The organism is Actinacidiphila acidipaludis, from assembly GCF_019890725.1.
Classification (GTDB): Bacteria; Actinomycetota; Actinomycetes; order Streptomycetales; family Streptomycetaceae; genus Actinacidiphila; species Actinacidiphila acidipaludis.
Genome location: NZ_JAINZZ010000037.1, coordinates 19,307 through 44,878 on the forward strand (window position 1 = coordinate 19,307; position 25,572 = coordinate 44,878).

Annotated in this window: 18 protein-coding genes; 7 read left to right on the top strand and 11 right to left on the bottom strand. The window is 72.7% G+C overall.

All coding sequences use genetic code 11. From position 1 onward, the window contains the following. Nucleotides 1-377: 377 nt before the first annotated feature. The gene (locus tag K7862_RS24670) at nt 378-896 is read left to right on the top strand and encodes a universal stress protein (protein ID WP_222966204.1); all 519 of its coding nucleotides are present in this window, start codon (nt 378-380) and stop codon (nt 894-896) included. Between the two features lie 166 nt (nt 897-1,062). Here the strand turns inward: K7862_RS24670 and glmS are convergent, their stop codons facing one another. Then, nucleotides 1,063-2,877, bottom strand: a complete 1,815-nt coding sequence (gene glmS / locus K7862_RS24675) for a glutamine--fructose-6-phosphate transaminase (isomerizing) (RefSeq protein ID WP_222966206.1) — start codon at nt 2,875-2,877, stop codon at nt 1,063-1,065. 97 nt (nt 2,878-2,974) lie between these two features. Next, nucleotides 2,975-3,250: a hypothetical protein gene (locus K7862_RS24680; protein ID WP_222966208.1), complete on the bottom strand. Its 276-nt coding sequence runs from the start codon at nt 3,248-3,250 to the stop codon at nt 2,975-2,977. 266 nt (nt 3,251-3,516) lie between these two features. On the opposite strand from K7862_RS24680, the gene K7862_RS24685 reads away from it, so the two are divergent. After that, entirely contained in the window at nt 3,517-5,124 is a 1,608-nt protein-coding gene (locus tag K7862_RS24685) for a beta-N-acetylhexosaminidase (protein ID WP_222966282.1), read from the top strand. A gap of 81 nt (nt 5,125-5,205) precedes the next feature. Here the strand turns inward: K7862_RS24685 and K7862_RS24690 are convergent, their stop codons facing one another. From K7862_RS24690 to K7862_RS24725, 8 genes are all read right to left on the bottom strand, one after another. Continuing rightward, the gene (locus tag K7862_RS24690) at nt 5,206-7,116 is read right to left on the bottom strand and encodes an IucA/IucC family protein (RefSeq protein ID WP_222966210.1); all 1,911 of its coding nucleotides are present in this window, start codon (nt 7,114-7,116) and stop codon (nt 5,206-5,208) included. Then, nucleotides 7,113-7,712: a GNAT family N-acetyltransferase gene (locus K7862_RS24695; protein ID WP_222966212.1), complete on the bottom strand. Its 600-nt coding sequence runs from the start codon at nt 7,710-7,712 to the stop codon at nt 7,113-7,115. The genes K7862_RS24690 and K7862_RS24695 overlap by 4 nt, the downstream gene beginning before the upstream one ends. Then, on the bottom strand, nt 7,709-9,001 hold the full coding sequence (locus K7862_RS24700; RefSeq protein WP_222966214.1) for a lysine N(6)-hydroxylase/L-ornithine N(5)-oxygenase family protein: 1,293 nt from the start codon (nt 8,999-9,001) through the stop codon (nt 7,709-7,711). The genes K7862_RS24695 and K7862_RS24700 overlap by 4 nt, the downstream gene beginning before the upstream one ends. Next, complete coding sequence (locus tag K7862_RS24705) at nt 8,985-10,496, bottom strand: pyridoxal phosphate-dependent decarboxylase family protein (protein WP_222966216.1); 1,512 nt, start codon at nt 10,494-10,496, stop codon at nt 8,985-8,987. The genes K7862_RS24700 and K7862_RS24705 overlap by 17 nt, the downstream gene beginning before the upstream one ends. A 205-nt stretch (nt 10,497-10,701) precedes the next feature. Then, nucleotides 10,702-11,871: an acyl-CoA dehydrogenase family protein gene (locus tag K7862_RS24710; protein ID WP_262413739.1), complete on the bottom strand. Its 1,170-nt coding sequence runs from the start codon at nt 11,869-11,871 to the stop codon at nt 10,702-10,704. Between the two features lie 2 nt (nt 11,872-11,873). Continuing rightward, complete coding sequence (locus tag K7862_RS24715) at nt 11,874-12,881, bottom strand: hydroxymethylglutaryl-CoA lyase (RefSeq protein ID WP_222966218.1); 1,008 nt, start codon at nt 12,879-12,881, stop codon at nt 11,874-11,876. Further along, nucleotides 12,878-14,875 carry an acetyl/propionyl/methylcrotonyl-CoA carboxylase subunit alpha gene (locus tag K7862_RS24720; protein WP_222966284.1) on the bottom strand — a complete coding sequence of 666 codons (1,998 nt, stop codon included), beginning with the start codon at nt 14,873-14,875 and terminating at the stop codon, nt 12,878-12,880. The genes K7862_RS24715 and K7862_RS24720 overlap by 4 nt, the downstream gene beginning before the upstream one ends. Before the next feature lie 38 nt (nt 14,876-14,913). Next, nucleotides 14,914-16,542 (bottom strand): carboxyl transferase domain-containing protein, encoded by a 1,629-nt coding sequence (locus tag K7862_RS24725; protein ID WP_222966220.1) that lies wholly within the window; start codon nt 16,540-16,542, stop codon nt 14,914-14,916. 84 nt (nt 16,543-16,626) lie between these two features. Here K7862_RS24725 and K7862_RS24730 point away from each other — a divergent pair, with 84 nt between their 5' ends. The 3 genes from K7862_RS24730 to tesB all read left to right on the top strand — a co-directional run bounded on the left by K7862_RS24730 (nt 16,627) and on the right by tesB (nt 19,453). Next, entirely contained in the window at nt 16,627-17,247 is a 621-nt protein-coding gene (locus tag K7862_RS24730) for an SACE_7040 family transcriptional regulator (protein WP_222966222.1), read from the top strand. 62 nt (nt 17,248-17,309) lie between these two features. Beyond that, the gene (locus tag K7862_RS24735) at nt 17,310-18,467 is read left to right on the top strand and encodes an acyl-CoA dehydrogenase family protein (RefSeq protein WP_222966224.1); all 1,158 of its coding nucleotides are present in this window, start codon (nt 17,310-17,312) and stop codon (nt 18,465-18,467) included. Nucleotides 18,468-18,550: 83 nt separating this feature from the next. Next, nucleotides 18,551-19,453, top strand: coding sequence for an acyl-CoA thioesterase II (gene tesB / locus K7862_RS24740; RefSeq protein ID WP_308012161.1), 903 nt, complete (start codon nt 18,551-18,553; stop codon nt 19,451-19,453). Between the two features lie 73 nt (nt 19,454-19,526). Here tesB and K7862_RS24745 read toward each other — a convergent pair whose 3' ends face one another. Beyond that, nucleotides 19,527-20,330: a phosphatase gene (locus tag K7862_RS24745; protein ID WP_222966226.1), complete on the bottom strand. Its 804-nt coding sequence runs from the start codon at nt 20,328-20,330 to the stop codon at nt 19,527-19,529. Nucleotides 20,331-20,489: 159 nt separating this feature from the next. Here K7862_RS24745 and speB point away from each other — a divergent pair, with 159 nt between their 5' ends. Next, complete coding sequence (gene speB / locus K7862_RS24750) at nt 20,490-21,503, top strand: agmatinase (RefSeq protein ID WP_222966228.1); 1,014 nt, start codon at nt 20,490-20,492, stop codon at nt 21,501-21,503. Between the two features lie 93 nt (nt 21,504-21,596). Continuing rightward, nucleotides 21,597-25,550, top strand: coding sequence for an ABC transporter ATP-binding protein (locus K7862_RS24755; RefSeq protein WP_222966230.1), 3,954 nt, complete (start codon nt 21,597-21,599; stop codon nt 25,548-25,550). Nucleotides 25,551-25,572 lie beyond the last annotated feature (22 nt).

Below are 25,572 nucleotides of genomic sequence, written 5' to 3' on the forward strand. Positions count from 1 at the left end.
GGTCGTCCTGTCCTGCGGGGTCGTCCCCGTGGCCGCCGCGGGCCCGCCGCCCGCGCCCTGACCTCGCCGGGGAGGCGCCCGGCCGGGGGTCTGTGATGCGCCCCCGCGGTGCGCCGATGCGCCGAACCGTGCCACGGGTTGGCGTGATGGCGTTGCACTCCGGGCCGGGGTCCGGCATTCTCCTGGGAACTCCGGGTACGGAGACGCATGAGGGGCCCGCTGAGCCTGTGCAGGCGGATCCCACGGCCGTACCCTGGAGAGAGTGGGACGGGAAGTGGCGAACTGGCCGAAACCGGCTGCTGCGGCGGCCCGACCCGCACGAACCGTCCTGTCCGCTGCTCGGCGCGTCAGCGCCGCCCTCGCCGAGAATCCGCATCATGGCCGGTCATGACTTTCCCGAGCCCGCCGACGGCAGGCCGCTCGCCGAGTCGGCGTTGCCCGAGGAGGCCCCAGCGCTGCACCACGCGTGCGACCCTGCCTTCCGGCACGGCGTGGTGGTGGGCTTCGACGGTTCCCTCTCCAGCGAGCGCGCCCTGGCGTACGCCATCGGCATGTCCCGCAGAACGCACTCCGCGCTGATCATCGTGCATGTGGCCAACCGCCTCCCGGCCACCGTCTGGGCGGGCTGCGAGCCCCCCGTCTTCGTGGACGTCCCCGACCACCGCACCGAGGTGCTCGGCCTCGAACTGGCCTGCGCCGACCACCTGGCGGAGATCTCCTGGGTGCTGGTGGAGCGCGGCGGCGACATCTGCCACGAACTGGAGGAGGTCGGCCGGGAGTACGAGGCGGACGCGATCGTGGTCGGCGGCACCCACGGCCTCGTCGGCCGGATCTTCGGCTCGGTCGCCGGCCGGCTGGCCCGCCGCGCCCAGCGGCCCGTGGTCGTCATCCCCTGACCCTGGACGTCCGCCCGATTCGTCCGCGCGATTCGTCCGTGCGATTCCCCGGAAGCCCGCGCCCGCTACGGCCCACGCGCGAGACGGGCCCCGCCGATCGGCGGGGCCCGTCTCGTACCGTCCGGCTCCGGCGACTACTCGACGGTGACGGATCCGGCTCCGGCGACTACTCGACGGTGACGGATTTGGCCAGGTTCCGCGGCTTGTCGATGTCCCGGCCCAGCGCCAGCGCGGTGTGGTACGCGAAGAGCTGCAGCGGGATGCCCATGAGGATCGGGTCGAGCTCGTCCTCGTTCTTCGGGACGACGATCGTGTGGTCGGCCTTCTCCTGAACCTGGTGGGCGACAGCGAGGATGCGGCCGCTGCGGGCCTTGATCTCCTCCATCGCCGCGCGGTTCTTCTCCAGCAGGTCGTCGTCGGGCACGATCGCCACGGTCGGCATGGCCGGCTCGATCAGCGCCAGCGGGCCGTGCTTGAGCTCGGACGCCGGGTACGCCTCGGCGTGGATGTAGCTGACCTCCTTGAGCTTCAGCGACGCCTCGCGGGCCACCGGGTAGCCGCGCACCCGGCCGATGAAGAGCATCGACCTGGCGTCCGCGTACTGCTTGGCGAGCTGCTTGATCTCCGGCTCGGTCTTGAGGATCTCGTCGATCTGCCCGGGCAGCCGGCGCAGGCCGTCGATGATCCGCTTGCCGTCGGCCACCGACAGGTCCCGGATGCGGCCGAGGTGCAGCGCCAGCAGCGCGAAGGCCACCACGGTGTTGGTGAAGCACTTGGTGGAGACCACGCACACCTCCGGCCCGGCGTGCACGTAGGTGCCGCCGTCCGCCTCACGGGCGATGGCCGAGCCCACCACGTTGACGATGCCCAGCACGCGGGCGCCCTTGCGCTTGAGCTCCTGCACGGCGGCCAGCACGTCGTAGGTCTCACCGGACTGCGAGACCGCGACGTACAGTGTGTCGGGGTCCACCACCGGGTTGCGGTAGCGGAACTCCGAGGCCGGCTCGGCGTCCGCGGGGATCCGGGCCAGCTCCTCGATGAGCTGCGCGCCGATCTGGCCCGCGTGGTAGCTGGTGCCGCAGCCGAGGATCTTGATCCGGCGGACCCGGCGGGCCTCGCCCGGCTCCAGGTTCAGGCCGCCCAGGTGCACGGTGGCGAACCGGTCGTCGATCCGGCCGCGCAGCACGCGGTCGACCGCCTCGGCCTGCTCGGAGATCTCCTTGTGCATGTAGGTGTCGTGGCCGCCCATGTCGTACGACTCGGCCTCCCACTCCACCGTGGTCGGCGTCGCCGTGGTCAGCGAGCCCTCGGTGGTGTAGGTGCGGAAGTCGTCGGCCTTGAGGGTGGCCATCTCGCCGTCGCCGAGGGTGACGACCTGGCGGGTGTGGGTGACCAGCGCGGCGACGTCGGAGGCGACGAACATCTCCTTCTCGCCGATGCCGAGGACCACGGGCGAGCCGTTGCGGGCCACCACGATCCGGTCGGGGAACTCCTTGTGCATCACGGCGATGCCGTAGGTGCCCTCGACCGCGCGCAGCGCCTCGCTGACCCTCTTCTCCAGCGTGTCCGCCTCGGAGCGGGAGATCAGGTGGGCGAGCACCTCGGTGTCGGTCTCGGAGGCGAAGACGACGCCGTCCACGGTCAGCTTGGCGCGCAGCTCGGAGGCGTTGTCGATGATGCCGTTGTGGACGACCGCGACGGTGCCCTCGGCGTCCAGGTGGGGGTGCGCGTTCTCGTCGCTCGGGGCGCCGTGGGTGGCCCAGCGGGTGTGGGCGATGCCGGTGGTGCCGGCGAAGCGCTTGGGGATCCGCGCCTCCAGCTCACGTACGCGGCCCTTGGCCTTGACCGTGCGGAGGTCGCCGGACTTCCCGCTGATGACGACGCCGGCCGAGTCGTAGCCCCGGTACTCCAGCCGCTGCAGACCTTCCAGCAGCAGTGGCGCGACGTCGCGCCTGCCGATGTATCCGACGATTCCGCACATATGCCGTCCCTCTCCGTCGTCCTGCTTCGTCCTGAGTCCCTGCCCGCTCCGAGGTGCGCGAGCCGTCCGCGGCCGGGTCCTGCCCGGCGGGAACGGCTCAGCCGTAGACGATCCGGCGGAGCTGGCGCTGGGACAGTGCCGCGGGGGCCACCGCCCGGTGCGGCAGCTCCTCGGCGATCCGCTCGAAGATCTCCGCGTTCACCAGGCCCTTCGCCTGGAGCTCACGGTGTCTGCGGCGGACGAACTCCTCGGTCGTCTCGTCGAAGTACGCCAGGACGTCCAGGACCACCCGGGTGGCCTCGCCGCGGTGCAGCGACGTGGTGCGCACCAGGTGGTCGATCAGGTCCTCGTAGGACGTCCGGCGTTCGAGCACGCGTTGATACTGGTGTGATCATCTTTGGTTTGCAAGAATTCTGCCCGATTTCGGGCAGGCTGACCGGACAAGCGCGGCCAAATGAGTGATCTGTGCGCGGCAGGGGAGTGGCGCGGCGCCGTCCCCGCGGGGCCGTCTTGACCGCGCGGGACCGCGCGGGTTAGTCGTGGTGCGTGAGACGACTGGACGCCGCAGGCCCCGGTGCGGACCCGCCCGCCCGGGCCCGGACCGCGCGCGGCACGCTGCCGCGGGTGCTGTGCGCGCTGATGCTCGCCGCGGGCGCCGGCGCGGCCGGGGCCAGGAGCGCCTCCTCCTCCGAGCCCGCCGCCGCGCCGGCCGCTGCCACCGTCGGATCCCGGGTGGTGCCCGTCCCGGCCGCCGTCCGCGCCGGCGGCGGCACGTTCCGGATCACCCGCGGCACCGCCGTCGAGGTGACCCGCGGGTCCGCCGACGCCGGCCGGGTCGCCGGCTACGCCGCGGCCCTGCTGCGGCCCTCCACCGGCTATCCGCTGCCCGTGGTGCCGGTGCCGGCCGGGACGCGGAGCGGCGCCGCCGCGGCGGCCCCCGGCGCGATCGTGCTGGCCCTCGGCGACACCGACCGCGGCCTCGGCGACGAGGGCTACCGGCTGCGCACCACCCCGCGCGCGGTGACCATCAGCGCCCGCACCGCCGCCGGGCTCTTCCACGGCGTGCAGACCCTGCGCCAGCTCCTGCCCGCGCGGGTGGAGAGCCGCACCGCGGTGCCCGGCGCCGCCTGGACGGTGCCCGACGCCGACATCCGCGACGTCCCCCGGTACGCCTACCGCGGCGCGATGCTCGACGTCGCCCGGCACTTCCTCACCGTCGCCCAGGTCGAGCGGTACATCGACGAACTCGCGCTGTACAAGGTCAACACGCTGCACCTGCACCTCACCGACGACCAGGGCTGGCGGATCGCGATCGGCTCCCGCCCCCGGCTCGCGCTGTACGGCGGCAGCACCGGGGTCGGCGGCGGCCCCGGCGGCTCCTACACCCAGGACGACTACCGGCGGATCGTCCGCTACGCCGCGAGCCGCTTCCTCACCGTCGTCCCCGAGATCGACGGCCCCAGCCACACCAACGCGGCCCTCGCCTCGTACCCCGAGCTGAACTGCGACGGCACCGCCCCGCCGCTCTACACCGGCACCAAGGTCGGCTTCAGCTCGCTGTGCGTGCCCAAGGCCGAGACGTACGCGTTCCTCGACGCGGTGATCCGCGAGGTCGCCGCGCTGACCCCGGGCCCGTACCTGCACATCGGCGGCGACGAGGCGCACTCCACCAGCGCCGCGGACTACGTCACGTACATGGACAAGGTCCAGCCGATCGTCACCGCCCAGGGCAAGACCGTCATCGGCTGGCACCAGCTCGACTCCGCGCACCCGGTGCCCGGCGCCCTCGTCCAGTACTGGGGGACCGCCGGCAACGAGACCGCGGTCGTGGACGCGGCGAAGCACGGCACCCGGGTCATCATGTCCCCGGCCAACCGCGCCTACCTCGACATGCAGTACACCTCCACCACCCCGCTCGGCCAGCACTGGGCGGGCTACGTCGACGTGCGCACCTCCTACGACTGGGACCCGGCGACCTTCATCGCCGGCCTGCCCGCGGGCGCGGTGGCCGGGGTCGAGGCCCCGCTGTGGACCGAGACGATCAGGACCGACGCCGACGTGGACTACATGGCCTTCCCGCGGCTGCCGGGGATCGCCGAACTCGGCTGGTCCCCGGCGGCCGCCCACGACTGGAACGCCTACCGGGTGCGGCTGGCCGCGCAGGGACCGCGGTGGCAGGAGCTGGGCATCGGCTTCTACCGGTCGCCCGAGGTGGACTGGGCGGCGGCGGGCACTGACGCGCCGTGACGTGTGCTGACGTGTGCTGACGTGTGCTGACGTGTGCTGACGCGTGCTGACGGGCACGGACGCCGACGGACGGGCCGGTCTTCAGGCGGACCGGGAGACCGGGGCCTCCTTGCGGGCCGGGGGCCGGTGTGCGGCCAGCGGGTTGGCGAGGGTCCCCGCGAACTGCAGCGCCGCCGACGGGTCGGCCAGGTCCACCATCTGCTGGTTGTCCCGCAGTTGGAGCCGGTTCAGGCACGACAGGGCGAACCGCGGCGCGAACAGGTCGTAGCGCGCGAACTTCTCCGCCAGCGCCGGATGCGCCTCCTGGTAGCCCGTCACGCAGTCCGCGACCGTACGCCAGAACGCCGCCTCGTCCAGCACGCCCGCGGTGTGCAGCGTCGCGCCGAGGAACCGCAGGAAGCAGTCGAAGACGTCGGTGAACACCGACAGCGCCCGCAGCTCCTCCGGGACCTCCGCCCTGATCCGCGCCACCTCCGGCGGCAGTGCGGCGGCCGGGTCCATCACCACGATCTCCTCGGCGATGTCCTTGAACACCGCGCGCTCCACGCTCCCGCCGTCCTCGCCGAGCACCAGGATGACGTTCTCGCCGTGCGGCATGTACGCCAGGTCGTAGGCGAAGAGACTGTGCAGCACCGGCACCAGGTACGCGTCCAGGTAGCCGCGCAGCCACGCCTCCGGTGACCGGCCCGACCGGGCGACGAGCACCGCCGCCAGCGAGCCGCCGGCCGCGTCGACGTGGAGCAGCGACGCCATGGTGACGAGCGAACGTCCCGGTTCCAGGCCGGCGATTGGGCTCTCCCGCCACAGCGCCGCCAGCATCTTCCGGTACGGCGATCCCTTCTGCGTGGCCTCCTCGAAGGGCCGGTGACGGTAACCGACCGCGGCCCGCTCGCGGATGATCGAGAAGCGTGCGGCGGTCAGCGTCGGGTCGGCCGCGATCAGTGCGGCCAGCCAGTCGTTGATCGCCGGGGTGGCGGCCATGTAGGCGGCGGACAGGCCGCGCAGGAAGCCCATGTTGAGCACGGACAGGGCGGTCTTGACGTAGTGGCGGTCGGGCCGGGAGACGTTGAAGAACGTGCGGACGGACTGCTGGGCCAGGTGGTCGTCGTCGCCCGGCCCGAGCAGCACCAGGTGCTCCCGGGCCACCTCGCCGGCGAAGGTCACCGCGAGCCGGTGCTCCCACTGCCAGGGGTGGACGGGGATGAGCAGATAGCCGTCCGGGTCCAGGCCGCGGGCCGAGAGCACCGCGGCGAACCGTGCGCGGGTCGCCCGATCCAGCTCGGCGGCGATCAGCGTCGCGTAGTCCAGACCGGCCCCGGCGCTGAAGTCCGCGAGGTCACGGCGGGCCGCCACCCAGGTCAGCCGCACCGGCGCGCCCGCCTCGGGCGCGTACCGCACCAGGTCCCGCGCGCCGAAGCCGATGCGGCCGCTGTTCGCCACGAAGCAGGGGTGGCCCTCGGTCATGCCGCTCTCCACGGCCTGGAACCCGGCCGCCAGCAGGTCGGCCGCCGTCCGCCGGTGCACGACGTCCTTGAACGCGAGCGAGGACAGCGTCGCGGTGATCTCCTCCAGATAGAGGGGGAGTACGCGGTGGCCCAGGCCCAGGGTCGCCCGCAGATCGGTGAAGAACGCGAGGGCGTCGAGGGGGAGTTCGCTCTCCCCGCCGGCCGGGGCGTCCCCTGCTTCTTCCGCTGCCTCTCCGGCTGCCCGCCGGGTGATCGAGGCCGGGTCGATGTGCCAGTGGTCCAGGGCGAGGAGCTCGGCGGTGAAGCGGTAGGCGGTGCGGCCGTCGTCGCTGGTGACGCGGTAGCCGCGGGGCCCGCCGGGGGTGGAGGGCGCCGGGCCGAGCGGGACCGGTGTGAGCAGGCGCTCGTGGGAGAACTCGGCGAGGGCCTTGCGGATCAGATGGCGGGTGGCCCGCTGCCACCTCTCGGGAGTGAGGTGGGCGGTGGCGCCGTCGGTGTCGACTGTCCCGGCAGGGGCGGCGGTCACCGGGTCGCCTCGAACTGCGCGCGGGTGCAGAAGCTGAGCAGGGCTTCCTTGTGCGGGGTGGTGATGCGGGCGGCGGGTTCGAAGCCGACCGTCCGGTTGAGCGCGTGGACGGCGGTGTTGCGGACGTCCGGCTCGACCACCACCCGGCGGGTCGCCGGATCGGCGAACAGTTCCGTCATCACCGCGCGGATCACGGCACGCGTGAAGCCGTGCACCGGCTGTTCCGCCGGCGCGACCAGGAAGTGCATGCCGACGTCGCCGGGTTCCGCCGGGTACAGCCCGGCGAGTTCCACCCGCGCCGGGTCGTAGCGCTCCATCAGGAAAGCGGGCCTTCCGTCGGACAGGCCGACGAAGGCGTCCTGGTGGGGCGCCTGCGCGATGTCGGCGTAGGCGCGTTCCACGTCGTACGGGTTGGCGTCGGCCATCAGCCAGAAGACGGCCTTGGGGTGCGTGACCCAGCGGTGCAGCAGGGCGGCGTCGGCGCGCGGGTCGACCGGGCGGAAGGTGAAGCCGGCGGGGGAGTGGAGGGCGGGTGCGCGTTCGGATACCGGCGGGGGCGCGGCCGTGGTCGGGCGGGGGGCCGGGGTGGCGGTCATGCGGTGAACTCCTGGAAGGCGATGGCCGTCTCGATGCGGTACGGCTCGCGGCCGCCGAGCAGCTCGCGGATGATGCGGGAGTTGCGGTAGGCGGCCATGCCGAGGTCGGGCGCGGCGAAGCCGTGGGTGTGCAGCTCCGCGTTCTGGACGTAGACGCCGTGACCGGTGACGTCGATCGCGTAGTCGCGGGTGACGTCGTAGCGGCCCTGGGCGTCCCAGCGGATGCGGTCGCGGACCGGGGTCAGGAACTCCGGTACCCGGTAGCGGTATCCGGTGGCCAGCACCAGGCCCTCGGTGGTCAGCGTGTGGTCGCGGCCCTGCTCGCGCTGGCGCAGCTCCAGCGTGTAGCCGCCGGTGGCGGCGTCGTGGCGCACACGGTCGAGGGAAGTGTTGGTGAGCAGCCGGGTCGGCACCTTGCCCTTGCGGTTCTTGGCGTAGAGCAGGTCGAAGATCGCATTGATCAGCTCGGTGCTGATGCCCTTGTACAGGTTCTTCTGGGAGGCGCCGAGCCGCTCGCGGACCGCCGGCGGCAGGGCGTGGAAGTAGTCCACGTACTCCGGGGAGGTCATCTCCAGGGTGAGCTTGGTGTATTCGAGCGGGAAGAACCGCGGTGAGCGGGTCACCCAGTTCAGCGTGTAGCCGTGGGTGTCGATGTCCTGGAGCAGGTCGTGGTAGATCTCGGCGGCGCTCTGCCCGCTGCCGACGACGGTGACGCTGCTCTTGGCGCGCAGCCGCTCCCGGGCGGCCAGGTATCCGGAGGCGTGCACGGCGTCGCCGCCGATGCCCTCGGCAGCGGGCGGCACATACGGCGGGGTCCCGGTGCCCAGCACGAGCCGCGGCGCGCGGTACTCCTCGCCGTCGCCGGTGGTCACCGTGTAGCGGCCGTCGCCCTCGTCGTAGGTGACGCGGGTGACGGTCCTGCCGAAGCGCACCGAGGGCAGGCGGGCGGCGGCCCAGCGGCAGTAGTCGTTGAACTCCTCGCGCAGCGGATAGAAGCTCTCGCGGATGTAGAAGGAGTACAACCGCCCGGATTCCTTGAGGTAGTTCAGGAAGCTGTAGGGCGAGGTGGGGTCGGCGAGCGTCACCAGGTCGGAGAGGAACGGCGTCTGCAGGGTGGCGCCCTCGATGAACATCCCGGAGTGCCAGTCGACATCGGGCTTGCTCTCCAGGAAGACGCCGGTCAGGCCGTCGATCGGCTCGGTCAGGCAGGCCAGGCCCAGATTGAACGGTCCGAGGCCGATGCCGATGAAGTCCGGTTCGCGCGGGGCCGCGTCACGAGGCGTGGGCAAGGGTCTCTCCCAGGTTGAGGCAGCGGGCGGCGTGCCCGGCGATCAGGTCGAGGACGGCCGCGATGTCGTCGGTGGTGGTCACCGGGTTGAGCAGGGTGAACTTCAGGTGATGGCGGCCGTGCACGGTGGTGCCCGCGACGACCGCCTCGCCCGAGGCGGCCAGGGCCTTGCGGGCCTGGAGGTTCGCGCGGTCGACGTCGGCGGGGGTGACGGCGGAGGTGCCGGCGGGCGCGACGGCGGCGGAGGTGCCGGCGGCCGTCACGGCGTCGGACTCCGGCGGGATCCAGCGGAAGACCAGCGTGGACAGAGTGGGCCGGGTGACGACCTCGAACCGCGGGTCCGCGTCCAGCATCAGCCACCCCCGCTCGGCGAGGTCCAGTACCTCGTCGAAGAGTTCGCCCACGCCCTCGGCGCCCATGACCCGCAGCGTCATCCACAGCTTGAGCGCGTCGAACCGGCGGGTGGTCTGCAGGGACTTGTCCACCTGGTTGGGGATGCGCTCGGCCACGGCCCGGCGCGGGTTGAGGTAGTCGGAGTGATGGGTGGCGTGGCGCAGGGTCGCGGCGTCCCGCACCAGCACGGCGCTCGAACTGACCGGCTGGAAGAAGGACTTGTGGAAGTCCACGGTCACCGAGTCGGCGTGCTCGATGCCGTTCAGCAGGTGGCGACGGGTGCGGGAGACCAGCAGCCCGCAGCCGTAGGCGGCGTCGACGTGCAGCCACACGCGGTGCCGGCCGCAGAGCGCGGCGATGGCGGGCAGCGGATCGACGGAGCCGAAGTCGGTGGTCCCGGCGGTGGCGACGACGGCCATCGGCGTCAGGCCTTCGCGGGCGCAGCGTTCGAGTTCGGCGGCGAGGGCGTCGGTCCGCATCCGCTTGCCGGCGTCGCAGGGGACGGTGACGACGGCTCCTGCGGGCAGCCCGAGCAGGGCGGCGGACTTCTGCACGCTGAAGTGGCCGCACTCGCTCGCCAGGACGCGCAGCCGGGCCGGGTCGGCGCCGGCGGCGAGCGCCTCGTCGCGGGCCAGCAGCAGTGCCTGCAGGTTCGACTGGGTGCCGCCGCTGGTGAACACGCCGTCGGCCCGCGGGCCCAGGCCGAGGCGGGCCGCGGTCCAGTCGACGAGCCGGCGTTCGATGAGGGTGGCGCCGGCGCTCTGGTCCCAGGTGTCGAGCGAGGAGTTGACGGCGCTCAGCACGGCCTCGGCGGTCACCGCGGGGATGACCACCGGGCAGTTGAGGTGGGCGAGGTAGCGGGGGTGGTGGAAGTAGACGGCGTCCCGCAGATAGACCGACTCGAGTTCGTCCAGGGCGGCGGTGGTGTCGCCCAGGGGCCGGTCGAGGTCGATCGCGTCGATCCGGGGTGCGAGCGCCTGGGGGGTGATGCCGGTGAACGGCCGGTCGGTCGCGGCGAGGGTGGCCGCCACCCGCTCGACTCCCCGGGTGACGGAGCGTCGATAGTGCTCCGTCGTGGTGTCGTTGAGCAGGTGTGAGCGCATGGGCGGACCTCTCGTTGGTCGGTCGAGTTAGGTTAGCCTAACCTAACTCGACGTCCCGGAGGTCCCGTCCGTCACCCTCGCCGCGCTGTGCCTGTCCGGCGGCGGTTGTTCAGTTGTTCGGTGTCCGGGCGACGTCGCTTGCCGGACTCTCACGGCCCGGTCGCCCAGGGCCCGGTCGCCCAGGCCCGGTCGCCCGGCCCCGGCGTTATCCGGCGGCCAGGCCCAACTCCCGGGCGATCAGCATGCGCTGGACCTCGCTGGTGCCCTCGCCGATCTCCAGGATCTTCGAGTCCCGCCACATCCGGGCCACCGGGTACTCGTTCATGAACCCGTACCCGCCGTGGATCTGCGTGGCCTCACGGGCGTTGGTCACCGCGACCTCGGAGGAGTACAGCTTGGCCAGCGCCGCCTCCTTCTTGAACGGCTCCCCGCTCACCAGCCGGGATGCGGCGTCCCGCCAGGCAAGGCGCGCGGTGTGGGCCCGCATCTCCATGTCGGCGATCTTGAACTGGATCGCCTGGTTGGCCCCGATCGGCCGCCCGAAGGCCTCCCGCTCCTGCGCGTACTTCAGCGACTCGTCGACGCAGCCCTGCGCGAGACCGGTGGCCAGCGCGGAGATCGCGATCCGGCCCTCGTCGAGGATCCGCAGGAACTGCGCGTAGCCCCGGCCCTCCTCGCCCAGCAGGTTCGCCGCCGGGACGCGGCAGTCGATGAACGACAGCTCCCGGGTGTCGGAGGCGTTCCAGCCGACCTTGCTGTACTTCTTCGACACCGTGAAGCCGGGGGTGCCGGACGGCACGATGATGGACGAGATCCGCGGCCGGCCCTCGGATGTGCGGCCGGTCACCGCGGTCACCGTGACCAGGCCGGTGATGTCGGTACCGGAGTTGGTGATGAAGCACTTGGTGCCGTTGATCACCCATTCGCCGGTGGACTCGTCCAGCCGCGCGGTGGTGCGGGTGCCGCCGGCGTCGGAGCCGCACTCGGGCTCGGTCAGCCCGAACGCGCCCAGCATCTCGCCGGAGCAGAGTTTCGGCAGCCAGGTGCGCTTCTGCTCCTCGGTGCCGAAGCGGAAGACCGGCATGGCGCCCAGCGACACCCCGGCCTCCAGGGTGATGGCCACCGAGGAGTCGACCCGGGCCAGTTCCTCCAGGGCGAGGCCGAGTGCGAGGTAGTCACCGCCCATGCCGCCGTACTCCTCGGGGAACGGCAGCCCGAACAGGCCCATCCGCCCCATCTCCCGCACGATCTCGTACGGGAACTCCTCCTGCTCGTAGAACTGGCCGATCTTGGGCGCGACGACGTCCTGGGCGAACTCCGCCACGGTGGCGCGCAGTTGCTCGTGCTCGTCGGACAGACGGTGATCGATCGACATGACTACTGCTCCTGGTGGGTCAGGGCGCGGACGGTACGGGACGGGCTGGGCCGTCCCAGCTGCTCCGCCATCCAGACGCTTGTGGCGCTGAGGCGGTCGAGGTCGACCCCGGTGCGGACGCCGAGGCCGTGCAGCATCCAGACGAGGTCTTCGGTGGCGAGGTTGCCGGTGGCGCTCTTGGCGTAGGGGCATCCCCCGAGGCCGCCGGCGGAGGCGTCGACGACCGTGACACCGCACCGGAGCGCGGCCAGGGTGTTGGCCAGTGCCTGGCCGTAGGTGTCGTGGAAGTGGACGGCGAGGTGCTCGACCGGAACGGGTGTGGCATCCGCGCCGTCCGGGGTGCGGCCGCCGGTGAGGGCGTCGAGCAGGGCCGTGACGTGGCCGGGCGTGGCCACGCCGATGGTGTCGCCCAGGCTCAGCTCGTCGCAGCCCATCGCGTACAGGCGGCGGGCGACGGCCGCGACCTGGGCGATGGGCACCGGACCTTCCCAGGGGTCGCCGAAGCACATCGACAGGTAGCCCCGCACCCGGACGCCGGCCTCCTTGGCGCGGGTCACGACGGGCTCCGACATCGCCAGCGCCTCGTCGACCGTCCGGTTGAGATTGGCCCGGGCGAAGGACTCGGTGGCGCTGGCGAACACGGCGACCTCGCGGACCCCCAGGTCCAGGGCACGCCCCAGCCCGCGCACGTTCGGCACCAGTACGGGCAGCCGCACCTCGGGGTCCCGCCCGGCGAGACCGGAGAGCATCGGCATCAGCTCGTCGGCGTCCGCCAGCTGGGGCACCCAGCCGGGGTGCACGAAGCTCGTCGCCTCGATCGTGGACAGTCCGGCGTCCGCCAGGCGGTGCACGAACTCGGCCTTGATCTTGGTCGGCACGGTGGCCTTCTCGTTCTGCAGGCCGTCGCGCGCCCCCACCTCGTGGATGCGGACCCGCTCCGGCAGCCCCTCCTGGGGTACGGCCATCGGCAGCCCCGCGGGCAGCGCGGACGACGCGCCGGTTCCGGTCATGACGCCTCCTCGTTCAGCGCCGTGGGCGTGACGACCGCCAGGATCTGGTCCATGGCGACGGTCGCCCCCACCACGACGTCGATCTCGGCGACCGTCCCGTCGTGCGGTGCGGTGATCACGTGTTCCATCTTCATCGCCTCGACCACGAGCAGGCTCTGACCCGCCGTGACCTCGTCCCCCTTGGCGGCCTTGACCACCGTGACGGTCCCCGGCATGGGCGCCGTCAGGGTGTCGGCGCCCGCGCCGGCCGCGGCGCCGCGCAGGGCGGCGGCCACCGGGTCGTAGGACTGGACCCGCCAGCTGTCGCCCTCCCGGCCGAGCCACTCGCCGCCCGCCTGGTGGAAAGTCGTCACGGTGCCGCCGGCGTGCAGCCGCACCCGCGAGCCGTCCGCGTCGGCCGTCAGCGTCGCCGCGAACGGCGCGTCGTCGCCGATCCGCACCAGGCCGGGCCGCACCCGCACGGTCACCGGGTCATGGCCCGGCACCCGCAGGTGGTGCACCGTCCACGCCGGTTCGCCGCCGAGCCGGAAGCCGCTGGGCACCGCGAACGGGTCGGTCCAGCCGTCCTGTCCCGGAGCCGGCTCCAGTGCCCGCTGCCGCAGCAGGGCCGCCGTCGCGTAGACCTCCGTGGGCACTCCGTCCGGCAGCAGTCCCGCGGCGTCCCGGTCGATCAGGCCGGTGTCCAGCTCTCCGGCGACCACGGCCGGGTGGGCCAGCAGGCGGCGCAGGAACCCGGTGTTGGTGTCCAGGCCCAGCACCACGGTGTCGGCCAGGGCCGCCCGCAGCCGACGCAGCGCGGTCGCCCGGTCCGGGCCGTGGGCGATGACCTTGGCCAGCATCGGGTCGTAGGCGGTGCCCACCTCGGTGCCCGCGGCCAGGCCGGAGTCGACCCGCACGCCGGGGCCGTCCGCGTCGTGCAGCCGCAGCACGGTGCCGGCCGAGGGCAGGAAGTCCACCCGTCCGTCGCCCGCCCGCGCGGTCTCCGCGCAGATCCGCGCCTCGACGGCGTGCCCGGTGAGGGTGACGTCCTGCTGGGCGAAGTCCAGCGGCTGCCCGCAGGCGACCCGCAGCTGCCACGCCACCAGGTCCAGGCCGGTGACCAGTTCCGTCACCGGGTGCTCGACCTGCAGCCGGGTGTTCATCTCCATGAAGTAGTAGGCGCCGGGGTCGGCTCCGGGCACGATGAACTCCACCGTGCCGGCGCCGGTGTAGCCGCAGGACCGGGCCGCCTGTACAGCCGCCTCGCCCATGGCGGCACGGGTCGCCTCGTCCAGCAGGACCGAGGGGGCCTCCTCGATCACCTTCTGGTGGCGGCGCTGCAGCGAGCACTCGCGCTCGCCCAGGTGCACCACGTTGCCGTGGCCGTCGGCCAGCACCTGGATCTCGATGTGCCGCGGTCGGTCGACCCAGCGCTCCACCAGCAGGGTGTCGTCGCCGAAGGACCCGAGGGCCTCGCGACGGGCCGCGGCGATCTCCTCGGGGAGCGCGGCGGCGTCCCGCACCAGGCGCATGCCCTTGCCGCCGCCGCCCGCGGACGGCTTGAGCAGTACGGGCATGCCGATCTCCCGTGCCGCGTCGGCCAGTTCGGCGTCGCTCAGGCCGCTGCCGCTGCTGCCGGGCACGACCGGGACCCCGGCGGCCCGGACCGTCTCCTTGGCCCGGATCTTGTCGCCCATCAGCTCGATCGCCTCGGCCGGGGGACCGATGAAGACCAGCCCCGCCTCGGTGCAGGCGCGGGCGAACGCGGCGTTCTCGGCGAGGAAGCCGTATCCGGGGTGAACGGCCTGGGCGCACGCGACCTCGGCGGCCCGCACCAGGTCGGCGGCCGACAGGTAACTGCCCACCCGCACCGCGGTGTCGGCCTCGCGGACGTGCCGGGCGTCGGCGTCCGCGTCGGTGAACACCGCCGCCGAGCGCACGCCCAGCTCGCGCAGGGTGCGCAGCACCCGGACCGCGATCTCACCGCGGTTGGCGACGAGGACGGTGTCGAGCAGGGAGGGCGCCGTGGCGCCAGGGGTGATCGTCACGGCACTCACATCCGGAAGACGCCGTAGCCCGGCGCGGTCGGGTCGGCGGTGGGCAGGGGGGCGTTGGCGCAGGCGGTCAGGGCCAGGCCGAGGACGGTGCGGGTCTCCAGCGGGTCGATCACGCCGTCGTCCCACAGCCGGGCGGTGGCGTAGTAGGCGTTGCCCTGGGTCTCGTACTGCTCGCGGACCGGGGCCTTGAACGCCTCCTCCTCGTCCTCGCCCCATTTCTCGCCGGCCGCGGCGAGCTGGTCGCGCTTGACGGTGGCCAGCACGGAGGCGGCCTGTTCGCCGCCCATCACCGAGATCTTGGCGTTGGGCCACATCCACAGGAAGCGGGGACTGTAGGCGCGCCCGCACATCGAGTAGTTGCCGGCGCCGTAGGAACCGCCGATGACCACGGTGAGCTTGGGCACCCGGGCACAGGCGACCGCCGTGACCATCTTGGCGCCGTGCTTGGCGATGCCGCCGGCCTCGTACTGCCGGCCCACCATGAACCCGGAGATGTTCTGCAGGAACAGCAGCGGGATGCCGCGCTGGTCGCACAGCTCGATGAAGTGCGCGCCCTTGAGGGCGGACTCGGCGAACAGGATGCCGTTGTTGGCCACGATGCCCACCGGATGGCCCTGCACATGGGCGAAGCCGGTGACCAGCGTGGTGCCGTACTCCGCCTTGAACTCCGCGAAGCGGCTGCCGTCCACCAGACGCGCGATGACCTCCCGCACGTCGTACGGCGTACGGGAGTCCACCGGCACCACCCCGTACAGCCCGGCCGGGTCCACGGCCGGCGGCTCGGCGGGCCGCACCGTCCACGGCGCCGCGCCGCGCACCGGCAGTGTCGCCACGATGTCGCGGACGATGCTCAGCGCGTGGGCGTCGTCCTCGGCGAGGTGGTCGGTGACGCCAGAGGTCCGCGCGTGCACCTCGCCGCCGCCCAGCTCCTCCGCGGTGACGACCTCGCCGGTGGCCGCCTTCACCAGCGGGGGGCCGCCGAGGAAGATCGTGCCCTGGTTCCGCACGATCACCGCCTCGTCGCTCATCGCCGGCACATAGGCGCCGCCCGCGGTGCACGAGCCGAGGACGGCGGCGATCTGCGGGATGCCGCGGGCGGACATGGTGGCCTGGTTGTAGAAGATCCGGCCGAAGTGGTCGCGGTCGGGGAAGACCTCGTCCTGGCGGGGGAGGAAGGCGCCGCCGGAGTCCACCAGGTAGACGCAGGGCAGGCGGTTGTCGAGCGCCACCTCCTGGGCCCGCAGATGCTTCTTCACCGTCATGGGGTAGTAGGTGCCGCCCTTGACGGTGGCGTCGTTGGCCACGACCACCACCTCGCGGCCCGCCACGCGGCCGATCCCGGCGATGACGCCGGCAGCGGGGGCCTGCCCGTCGTACATCCCGTCGGCGGCCAACGGCGCGAGCTCCAGGAAGGGGGAGCCGGGGTCGAGCAGGTGGTCCACCCGGTCGCGGGGCAGCAGCTTGCCGCGCGCGGTGTGCCGTGCGCGGGCCTTCTCGCCGCCGCCGAGGCGGGCGGTGGCGAGTTTCTCGCGCAGCGATTCGCTGAGCGAGGTGTGCGCCTGGGTGTTGACGCGGTAAGCCTCCGACGCCGGATCTGCGGCGCTGGACAAGGCGGGTGCTGCCATGGTTCGGCCCCCCGGATGTTAGCGAGCGTTAACGTGATGACTCCACGTTAACGGTCGCTAACCCGGTTGTCTAGACTCGATCGTATGAACCCGACGAAGACGGCCGGTGGCAGGCGCGAGCAGATCCTCAGGGAGGCCGCGCGGCTCTTCGCCGAGCGTGGATTCCACGGCGTCGGCGTCGACGAGATAGGGGCCGCGGTCGGCATCAGCGGCCCCGGGCTCTACCGTCACTTCGCCGGCAAGGACGCCATGCTGGCCGAACTGCTCGTCGGGATCAGCGACCGCTTGCTGACCGCCGGGCGGATGCGGGTCGCGGAGACCGACGACCCGGTCGCGGCGCTCGACGCGCTGATCCGCGGCCACATCGACTTCGCCATCGACGACCGCCCGCTCATCACCCTGCACGACCGCGAACTGGACCGGCTGCGCGAGTCCGACCGCAAACTGGTGCGCCAGCTGCAGCGCCAGTACGTCGAGGAGTGGGTCGGCGTCGTGCGCCGGGTCTACCCGCGGGCCACCGAGCTGGAGGCCCGGGCGGCCGTGCACGCCGTGTTCGGCCTGATCAACTCCACCCCGCACCTCGGCGCGCGCAGCAGTGTGCCGGACCGGGCTGCGATGGCGGCCCTGCTGCGCCGCCTGGCGCTGGGCGCGCTGGCCACTCTCGACGACGGGCTGCCCTGGACAGCTCCGCGGACCGACCGGTAACTTACTGAGCGCTTGCTTAATCCGGTGTCCAGGTCCGCTCGCTCGTCGATGGGAGGCGCGCTGTGCGTCGTACGGTGTTCAACGAGGACCACGAGGCGTTCCGCGAGACGATACGCGCCTTCATCGAGGCCGAGGTCGTCCCGGTGTACGACCAGTGGCTGGAGGCGGGGCAGGCCCCGCGCGAGTTCTACTACAAGCTCGGTGAGCTGGGCGTCTTCGGCATCGAGGTCCCCGAGGAGTTCGGCGGCGCGGGCGAGGAGAGCTTCAAGTTCCAGGCCGTCATGAGCGAGGAGTGCGCCCGCGCGGGCGTCAGCTTCGGCGGCAGCAGCGTCCACACCGGCCTGTGCCTGCCCTACGTGATGGCCTACGCCACCGACGAGCAGAAGAAGCGCTGGCTGCCCGGCTTCGTCAGCGGCGAGACCATGTTCGCCATCGCCATGACCGAACCCGGCACCGGCTCCGACCTGGCGGGCATGAAGACCACCGCGAAGCTGTCCGCCGACGGCACCCACTACCTGCTCAACGGCGCCAAGACCTTCATCACCGGCGGCGTGCACGCCGACCGCGTCATCGTCTGCGCCCGCACCGCGCCGGCCACCCCCGAGGACCGCCGCGCCGGCATCTCCCTGTTCGTCGTCGACACCAAGTCCGCCGGCTACGCCGTCGGCCGCAAGCTCGACAAGCTCGGCCTGAAGACCTCCGACACCGCCGAGCTGTCCTTCTCCGACGTCCAGGTGCCCGTCGAGGACCTCCTCGGCGAGGAGGGCAAGGGCTTCTCCTACCTCGGCCAGAACCTGCCGCAGGAGCGCCTGGCCATCGCCGTGGGCGCCTACGCCCAGGCCGCCGCCGCCATCCGCTTCGCCCAGAACTACGTCCAGGACCGGACCGTCTTCGGCAAGACCGTGGCCTCCTTCCAGAACACGAAGTTCGAACTCGCCGCCTGCAAGGCCGAGGTGGACGCCGCCGAAGCGGTCGTCGACCGCGCCCTGGACGCCCACGACCGGCGCGAGCTGACCGCCGCCGACGCCGCCTCCGCGAAGCTGTTCTGCACCGAGGTCGCCTCCCGCGTCATCGACCGCTGCCTGCAGCTCCACGGCGGATACGGTTACATGAACGAGTACCCGATCGCCCGCCTGTACGCCGACAACCGGGTCAACCGCATCTACGGCGGCACCAGCGAGGTCATGAAGTCGATCATCGCCAAGTCGATGGGGCTGTGACCGGCGCCGCCGGCTGATCCGGCCCGAGGACAAGCGGAACGCCCCCGTACGGCCAGTCCGTACGACGACGAACGGACCATCCTGTGAACGGCACCCCCGCGGACGGCGATCCGCAGCCGCTGGAGTCCCTGCTCGCCCTGCTCGACCTGGAGCGCATCGAGCAGGACATCTTCCGCGGGGTGAGCCGTTCCGCGGTGGTGCCGCGGGTCTTCGGCGGCCAGGTCGCCGCCCAGGCCCTGGTCGCCGCCGGCCGCACCGTGCCCGAGGAGCGCCTCGCGCACTCCCTGCACGCCTACTTCCTGCGGCCCGGCGACCCCGGCGCGCCCATCGTCTACGAGGTCGACCGCATCCGCGACGGCCGCTCCTTCACCACCCGGCGCGTCGTCGCCATCCAGCACGGCCAGCCGATCTTCCATCTCTCGGCGTCGTTCCAGGTCCACGAGGAGGGCCTGGAGCACCAGGAGCCGATGCCGGACGCCCCGGACCCCGAGACGCTGCCCAGCGCCGAGGAACTCCTGCCCGCCCACGCCGACAAGTTCCCCGACCGGCGCGTCGTGGACCGCCTGCTGGAGGCACGCGCGGCCATCGACCTGCGCTACGTCGAGGACCCGCCGTTCCTCACCGCGGGCGTCACCCGCGAACCCCGCTCCCAGGTGTGGTTCCGCGCCCGCGGCAAGCTCGCCGACGACCCCATGCTGCACATCTGCCTGGCAACCTATGTGTCGGACATGACGCTGCTGGACTCGGTGCTGCTCGCCCACGGCCGCGGCGGCTGGGCCGTCGGCGACGTCGTCGGCGCCAGCCTGGACCACGCCATGTGGTTCCACCGCCCCCTGCGCGCCGACGAATGGCTGCTGTACGACCAGCAGAGCCCCTCCGCCTCCGGCGGCCGGGGCCTGGGCACCGCCCGCATCTACACCAGGGACGGCCGCCTCGCGGTCTCCGTCATCCAGGAGGGCCTGGTCAGGGTGCCGCGCACGCTGTGAAGCCGCGGTCCCTGTGAGGCCGCGCGGCCTGTGAATTCGAGCAGCCCGTGACGCCGCGCCGCGCCCCTGGGGGTCAGGCGGGCCGGGGCAGCCTCGCCCGGGTCAGCAGGTAGGCGGTGAGCGGCGCGTACAGCTGCGGCGCCACATTGTCGTCCAGCGGGACGCTCACCCTGATGCTGCCCTCGGCCTCCCCGACGAACAGCGCCGGGTCGTTGCAGTCGGCGAACCCCACCGTCTCGATGCCCCGGGACCCGGCGTGCCCGGCCCATCCGTGGTCGGCTACCACGAGATCGGGCAGCGGCTCGCCGTCGCGCTCCAGCGCGTCCAGGACCCGCTGCATGGGCTCGGGGGAGTGCGTGTGCACCAGCCCGCCGCCCCGGTGCAGCATGAACACGCCCGCCAGCTGCCGCACCTCCCCGCCGTCGGCGTACAGCGGCTCCGCCGGACCGGCCACCGTGCAGCCCGCCTCCCGCAGCGCCGCCGCCAGCACATGGTGGACCGCGAACATCCCGGCCGGGTGCCCGGTCGCCAGCAGCACCCGGGAGCGGTTCTCCGCCGCCTTGCGCAGCACGTCCGCCATCCGGTCCAGCGCGTCCAGGGTGAGCTGCGGGCCGATGGTGTCCTGGCCGCTCAGGTGCGCCGGGTCGGCGACCACCCCGCAGCGCTCCACCATCAGCTCCAGAACCGCGGACGGGTCGCTCCAGCGGTCGCCGAAGTCCAGCCCCAGCCAGTAGTAGCGGTCACCCGCCGCGAGCGCCCGGTAGTGGTCGAGGTTGTTCTCCCGGCTGGTCGCGACGTCCCCGGCTATCCGGGTGCGGACGAGGTGCTCGGCGAGGTCACGGCGCGAGGGCGCGGCAGGCGCGGGATCCAGTGGCATGCACACATTGTCCCGTCCCCGCCGGGCGGCCGTCCGCGCACCCTCCTGATCGACGCGGAGGCGTAATCGGCCCGGCCGATTGGAGGAAACGTACATTCCGGCGCGATCGGGCAGAGACGTAGGGTCGGCCGCTGAACCCCGAGCAGAGAGAGGCCTGCCATGACCAGCGCCCAGCCGCGCGGCCCCGTCGACTCCTCCCGCATCCCCCGCTACGCCGGGCCGGCGACCTTCGCCCGGCTGCCGAGGCTGGACGAGGTCGGCACCGCGGACGTGGCCGTCGTCGGCGTGCCCTTCGACGCCGGCGTGTCGTACCGGCCCGGCGCGCGCTTCGGCGGCAACGCCGTCCGTGAGGCCTCCCGCCTGCTGCGCCCCTACAACCCCGCGCAGGACGCCTCGCCGTTCGCGCTGGCCCAGGTCGCGGACGCCGGCGACATCGCCGCCAACCCGTTCGACATCAACGAGGCCGTCGAGACGATCGAGGCCGCCGCCGACGGGCTGCTCGGCACCGGCGCGCGCCTGATGACCCTCGGCGGCGACCACACCATCGCCCTGCCCCTGCTGCGCGCCGTCGCCCGCCGTCACGGCCCGGTGGCCCTGCTGCACTTCGACGCGCACCTGGACACCTGGGACACCTACTTCGGCGCCGCCTACACCCACGGCACGCCCTTCCGGCGAGCCGTCGAGGAAGGCATCCTCGACACCTCCGCGCTGTCCCACGTCGGCACCCGCGGCCCGCTCTACGGCAAGCAGGACCTCGACGACGACGCCAAGATGGGCTTCGGCATCGTCACCTCGGCCGACGTGATGCGCCGCGGTGTCGACGAGGTGGCCCAGCAGCTGCGCGAGCGGATCGGCGACCGCCCGCTGTACGTCTCGGTCGACATCGACGTCCTGGACCCCGCGCACGCGCCCGGCACCGGCACCCCGGAGGCCGGCGGACTGACCTCCCGCGAACTGCTGGAGATCCTGCGCTGCCTGGCCGGCTGCCGGCTGGTGTCCGCCGACGTGGTCGAGGTCGCCCCGGCCTACGACCACGCCGAGATCACGTCCGTGGCCGCCTCGCACACCGCGTACGAGCTGACGACGATCATGACGCGGCAGATCGCCGCCGCCGCGACGACCGCGGACGCGGAGACCGGCCGGGCGGCGGCCACGGGCGCCGCGGGAGCCTGAGCGTCAACGCACGCACCCTCCGAATCACCCCGAAGGACTACGACCAAGGTCGCACGGATGTGCGACCTTGGTCGTTGATGGTGGTGGGGGAGGATGAAATGCGCAGCCCGGCGTGTTCCAGCCTCGGTGAAGAAGAGCGGTGAGCGGGGCAGCCGACGGAGAGTGCCCGATGATCGGTGGGAGGACCGCGTGAGGACGGCGAAAGCGCAGCGAACGGCCGAGCAGACCCCGGAACCGGGGTGGCTGCGGCGGCTGCTCGCGTACTGCTGGCGGTACAGGCGCAACGTATGGCTGTCCCTCGGCGCGTCCCTCGGAGGCATGGCCGTCACCGCCCTGGTGCCGCTGGTGCCCAAGGTGATCATCGACGACGTCATCGTCAAGCACGACAAGCCTCTCGCGCCCTGGGCCGTCGCCCTGGTGGCCGCGGCCGTCGTGGTGTACGTCCTCACCTATGTGCGCCGCTACTACGGCGGGCGCCTCGCGCTGGACGTGCAGCACGACATGCGCAACGAGATGTTCGGCACGATCATGCGGCTCGACGGCCGCCGTCAGGACGAGCTGAGCACCGGCCAGGTCGTCGGCCGCGCCACCAGCGACCTGCAGCTCATCCAGGGCCTGCTGTTCATGACGCCCATGATGATCGGCAACCTGCTGCTGTTCCTGCTCTCGCTCGTCGTCATGCTCGTCCTGTCGCCCCTGCTCACCCTGATCGCCCTGGCCGTCGCGCCGGCGCTGTGGTTCATCGCCGACCGGTCCCGCAAACGGCTCTTCCCCGCCACCTGGTACGCCCAGGGCCAGGCCGCGGCCGTCGCCGGCATCGTCGACGGCTCCGTCACCGGCGTGCGCGTGGTCAAGGGCTTCGGCCAGGAACAGCAGGAGATGGACAAGCTGCGCACCGTCAGCCGGCGCCTGTTCGCCGGACGGCTGCGCACCGTCAAGCTGACCGCCCGCTACACCCCCGCGCTCCAGGCCGTCCCGTCGTTCGGGCAGATCGGCATGCTGGCGCTCGGCGGCTGGCTCGCCGCACGCCACCAGATCACCCTCGGCACCTTCGTGGCCTTCTCCACCTACCTCGCCCAGCTCACCGGGCCGGTCCGGATGCTCACCATGATGCTGACCGTCGGCCAGCAGGCGCGCGCCGGCGTCGAACGCGTCCTCGAACTCATCGACACCCGGCCCACCCTCCAGGAGGGCGGCACCACCCTCGCGCCCGACGCCCCCGCCACCGTCGAGTTCGACCACGTCACCTTCGGCTACACCGCCGACCGGCCGGTCCTCGACGGCTTCGACCTCACCATCGAACCCGGCGAGACCGTCGCCGTCGTCGGCGCCTCCGGCTCCGGCAAGTCCACCCTGTCGCTGCTGCTGCCCCGCCTCTACGACGTCACCGGCGGCGCCGTGCGCATCGGCGGCACCGACGTCCGCGACCTGACCTTCGACTCCCTGCGGTCCGTGATCGGCCTGGTCCCCGAGGACAGCTTCCTGTTCTCCGACACCGTCCGCGCCAACATCGCCTACGGCAGGCCCGACGCCACCGACGAGGAGATCACCGCGGCCGCCGTGGCCGCCCAGGCCCACGGCTTCATCACCGATCTGCCCGACGGCTACGCCACCGTCGTCGGCGAACAGGGCCTGACCCTGTCCGGCGGCCAGCGGCAGCGCATGGCCCTGGCCCGCGCCATCCTCACCGACCCCCGGCTGCTGCTGCTCGACGACGCCACCTCCGCGATCGACGCCCGCGTCGAGGCCGAGATCTTCGAGGCGCTCACCGAGGTCATGCGCGACCGCACCACCCTGCTGATCGCCCACCGCCGCTCCACCCTCGCGCTCGCCGACCGCATTGCCGTCCTCGACTCCGGACGGCTCTCCGACGTCGGCACCCACGAGGAACTCGAAGCGCGCAGCCCCCTGTACCGGGCGCTGCTCACCGACCCCGACGCCCTCGGCGCCGACGTCGTCACCCTCGACCCGGCCGGCGCGGCCGCGGCCCGGACCGGCGCCGGAACCAGCACTGAAGCCGAAGGAGGCATCGAGGCCGCCACCGGCGCGGGACCCGGGACCGGCGACGGGCGGCTCGCGGGCGGCGTCACCCCCGAACTGTGGCCGGCCGACCGCCGCCCCACGGGCGAGCCGCGCCCCGGCTCACCCGCCACTCCCGCACCCGCCGGCGGCCCCGGCCACGGAGGGATGGCCGGGGCCCTCGCCGGGATGCCCGCCACCCCCGAGCTGCTCGCCAAGGTGGAGGCCCTGCCCCCCGCCGACGACACCCCCGACATCGACGAGAACGCCGCCCGCGCCGCCGACCAGCGGTTCGGCCTCGGCAGCCTGCTGAAGGGCTTCCGCGCCCCCCTCCTGCTCAGCCTGCTGCTGGTGGCCGTCGACGCCCTGGCCGGCCTGCTGCTCCCCGTCCTCATCCGCCACGGCATCGACGCCGGGGTGCGCCGCCAGGCCCTCAGCGCCGTCTGGGTCGCGTCCCTGGTCGGCCTCGGCCTGGTCCTGGCCCAGTGGGCCGCCGAATGGGGCTCCACGCTGCTCACCGGACGCACCGGCGAACGCGTCCTGTACACCCTGCGCGTCAAGATCTTCGCCCACCTGCACCGGCTCGGCCTCGACTACTACGAACGCGAACTCACCGGCCGGATCATGACCCGCATGACCACCGACGTGGACGCCCTGTCCACGTTCCTGCAGACCGGCCTGGTCACCGCCCTGGTCAGCGTGCTCACCTTCGCCGGCATCCTCGTGGCGCTCCTCGCCATCGACGTCGAACTCGCCCTGCTGGTCTTCGCCACCCTCCCCGTGCTCATCGCCGCCACCTGGATCTTCCGCCGCAAGTCGGTGAAGGCCTACGAACTCGCCCGCGAGCGCGTCGCCGTCGTCAACGCCGACCTGCAGGAGCACGTCGCCGGGCTGCGCGTCGTCCAGGCCTTCCGCGGCGAGCGGAACGGCGCCGCGCGCTTCAGCGACCGCAGCGACGACTACCGCAAGGCCCGCGTACGCGGCCAGTTCTTCATCTCGGTCTACTTCCCGTTCGTGCAGCTGCTGTCCAGCGTCGCCGCCGCCCTCGTGCTGATCGTCGGCGCCCACCGCGTCAGCGCCGGCACCCTGAGCGCGGGCGCCCTGGTCGCCTACCTGCTCTACATCGACCTGTTCTTCTCGCCCGTCCAGCAGCTCTCGCAGGTCTTCGACGGCTACCAGCAGGCCAGCGTGTCCCTGGGCCGCATCCGGCAACTGCTGCGGGAACCCACCGCCACCCCGGCCGCCACCACGCCGCGCGCCGTCAGCGCCCTCGGCGGCGACATCGAGTTCCGCGACGTGCACTTCCGCTACGGCGGCCCCGACGCCGACGGCACCGAGGCCCTCGGCGGCATCGACCTGCACATCCCGGCAGGGCAGACCGTCGCGTTCGTCGGCGAGACCGGCGCCGGCAAGTCCACCCTCGTCAAGATGGTCGCCCGCTACTACGACCCCACCGCGGGCGCGGTCGTCGTCGACGGCACCGACATCCGCGACCTCGACCTCACCGGCTACCGGCAGCGTCTCGGCGTCGTCCCCCAGGAGCCCTACCTGTTCCCGGGGACCGTGCGCGACGCCATCGCCTACGGCCGGATGGACGCCACCGACGCCGAAGTGGAGGCCGCCGCGCGGGCCGTGGGCGCCGACGCGATGATCGCCACCCTCGACGGCGGCTACCTCCACCAGGTCGCCGAACGCGGCCGCAACCTGTCCGCCGGGCAGCGGCAGCTCATCGCCCTCGCCCGCGCCCAGCTCGTCGACCCCGCGATCCTCCTCCTCGACGAGGCCACCGCCGCCCTCGACCTCGCCACCGAGGCCATGGTCAACCGGGCCGCGGACCGGCTCGCGATACGCCGCACCACCCTCGTCGTCGCCCACCGCCTCAGCACAGCGGCCCGGGCCGACCGCGTGGTGGTCCTCGACCACGGCCGCGTCGTCGAGGACGGGACGCACGAGGCGCTGCTCGCCCGCGACGGCCACTACGCCGAACTGTGGCGCACCTTCAGCGGCGAGGTGGCGGCCGCCGCCTGACGGTCACCCGTCCTTCCCGGTT

Coding starts and splice junctions, on each gene's coding strand:
- K7862_RS24670 (WP_222966204.1), top strand. CDS start 378: ATGGCCGGTCATGACTTTCCCGAGCCCGCCGACGGCAGGCCGCTCGCC.
- glmS (WP_222966206.1), bottom strand. CDS start 2,877: ATGTGCGGAATCGTCGGATACATCGGCAGGCGCGACGTCGCGCCACTG.
- K7862_RS24685 (WP_222966282.1), top strand. CDS start 3,517: ATGCTCGCCGCGGGCGCCGGCGCGGCCGGGGCCAGGAGCGCCTCCTCC.
- K7862_RS24695 (WP_222966212.1), bottom strand. CDS start 7,712: ATGACCGCCACCCCGGCCCCCCGCCCGACCACGGCCGCGCCCCCGCCG.
- K7862_RS24705 (WP_222966216.1), bottom strand. CDS start 10,496: ATGCGCTCACACCTGCTCAACGACACCACGACGGAGCACTATCGACGC.
- K7862_RS24710 (WP_262413739.1), bottom strand. CDS start 11,871: ATGTCGATCGATCACCGTCTGTCCGACGAGCACGAGCAACTGCGCGCC.
- K7862_RS24715 (WP_222966218.1), bottom strand. CDS start 12,881: ATGACCGGAACCGGCGCGTCGTCCGCGCTGCCCGCGGGGCTGCCGATG.
- K7862_RS24725 (WP_222966220.1), bottom strand. CDS start 16,542: ATGGCAGCACCCGCCTTGTCCAGCGCCGCAGATCCGGCGTCGGAGGCT.
- K7862_RS24730 (WP_222966222.1), top strand. CDS start 16,627: ATGAACCCGACGAAGACGGCCGGTGGCAGGCGCGAGCAGATCCTCAGG.
- K7862_RS24745 (WP_222966226.1), bottom strand. CDS start 20,330: ATGCCACTGGATCCCGCGCCTGCCGCGCCCTCGCGCCGTGACCTCGCC.
- speB (WP_222966228.1), top strand. CDS start 20,490: ATGACCAGCGCCCAGCCGCGCGGCCCCGTCGACTCCTCCCGCATCCCC.
- K7862_RS24755 (WP_222966230.1), top strand. CDS start 21,597: ATGAAATGCGCAGCCCGGCGTGTTCCAGCCTCGGTGAAGAAGAGCGGT.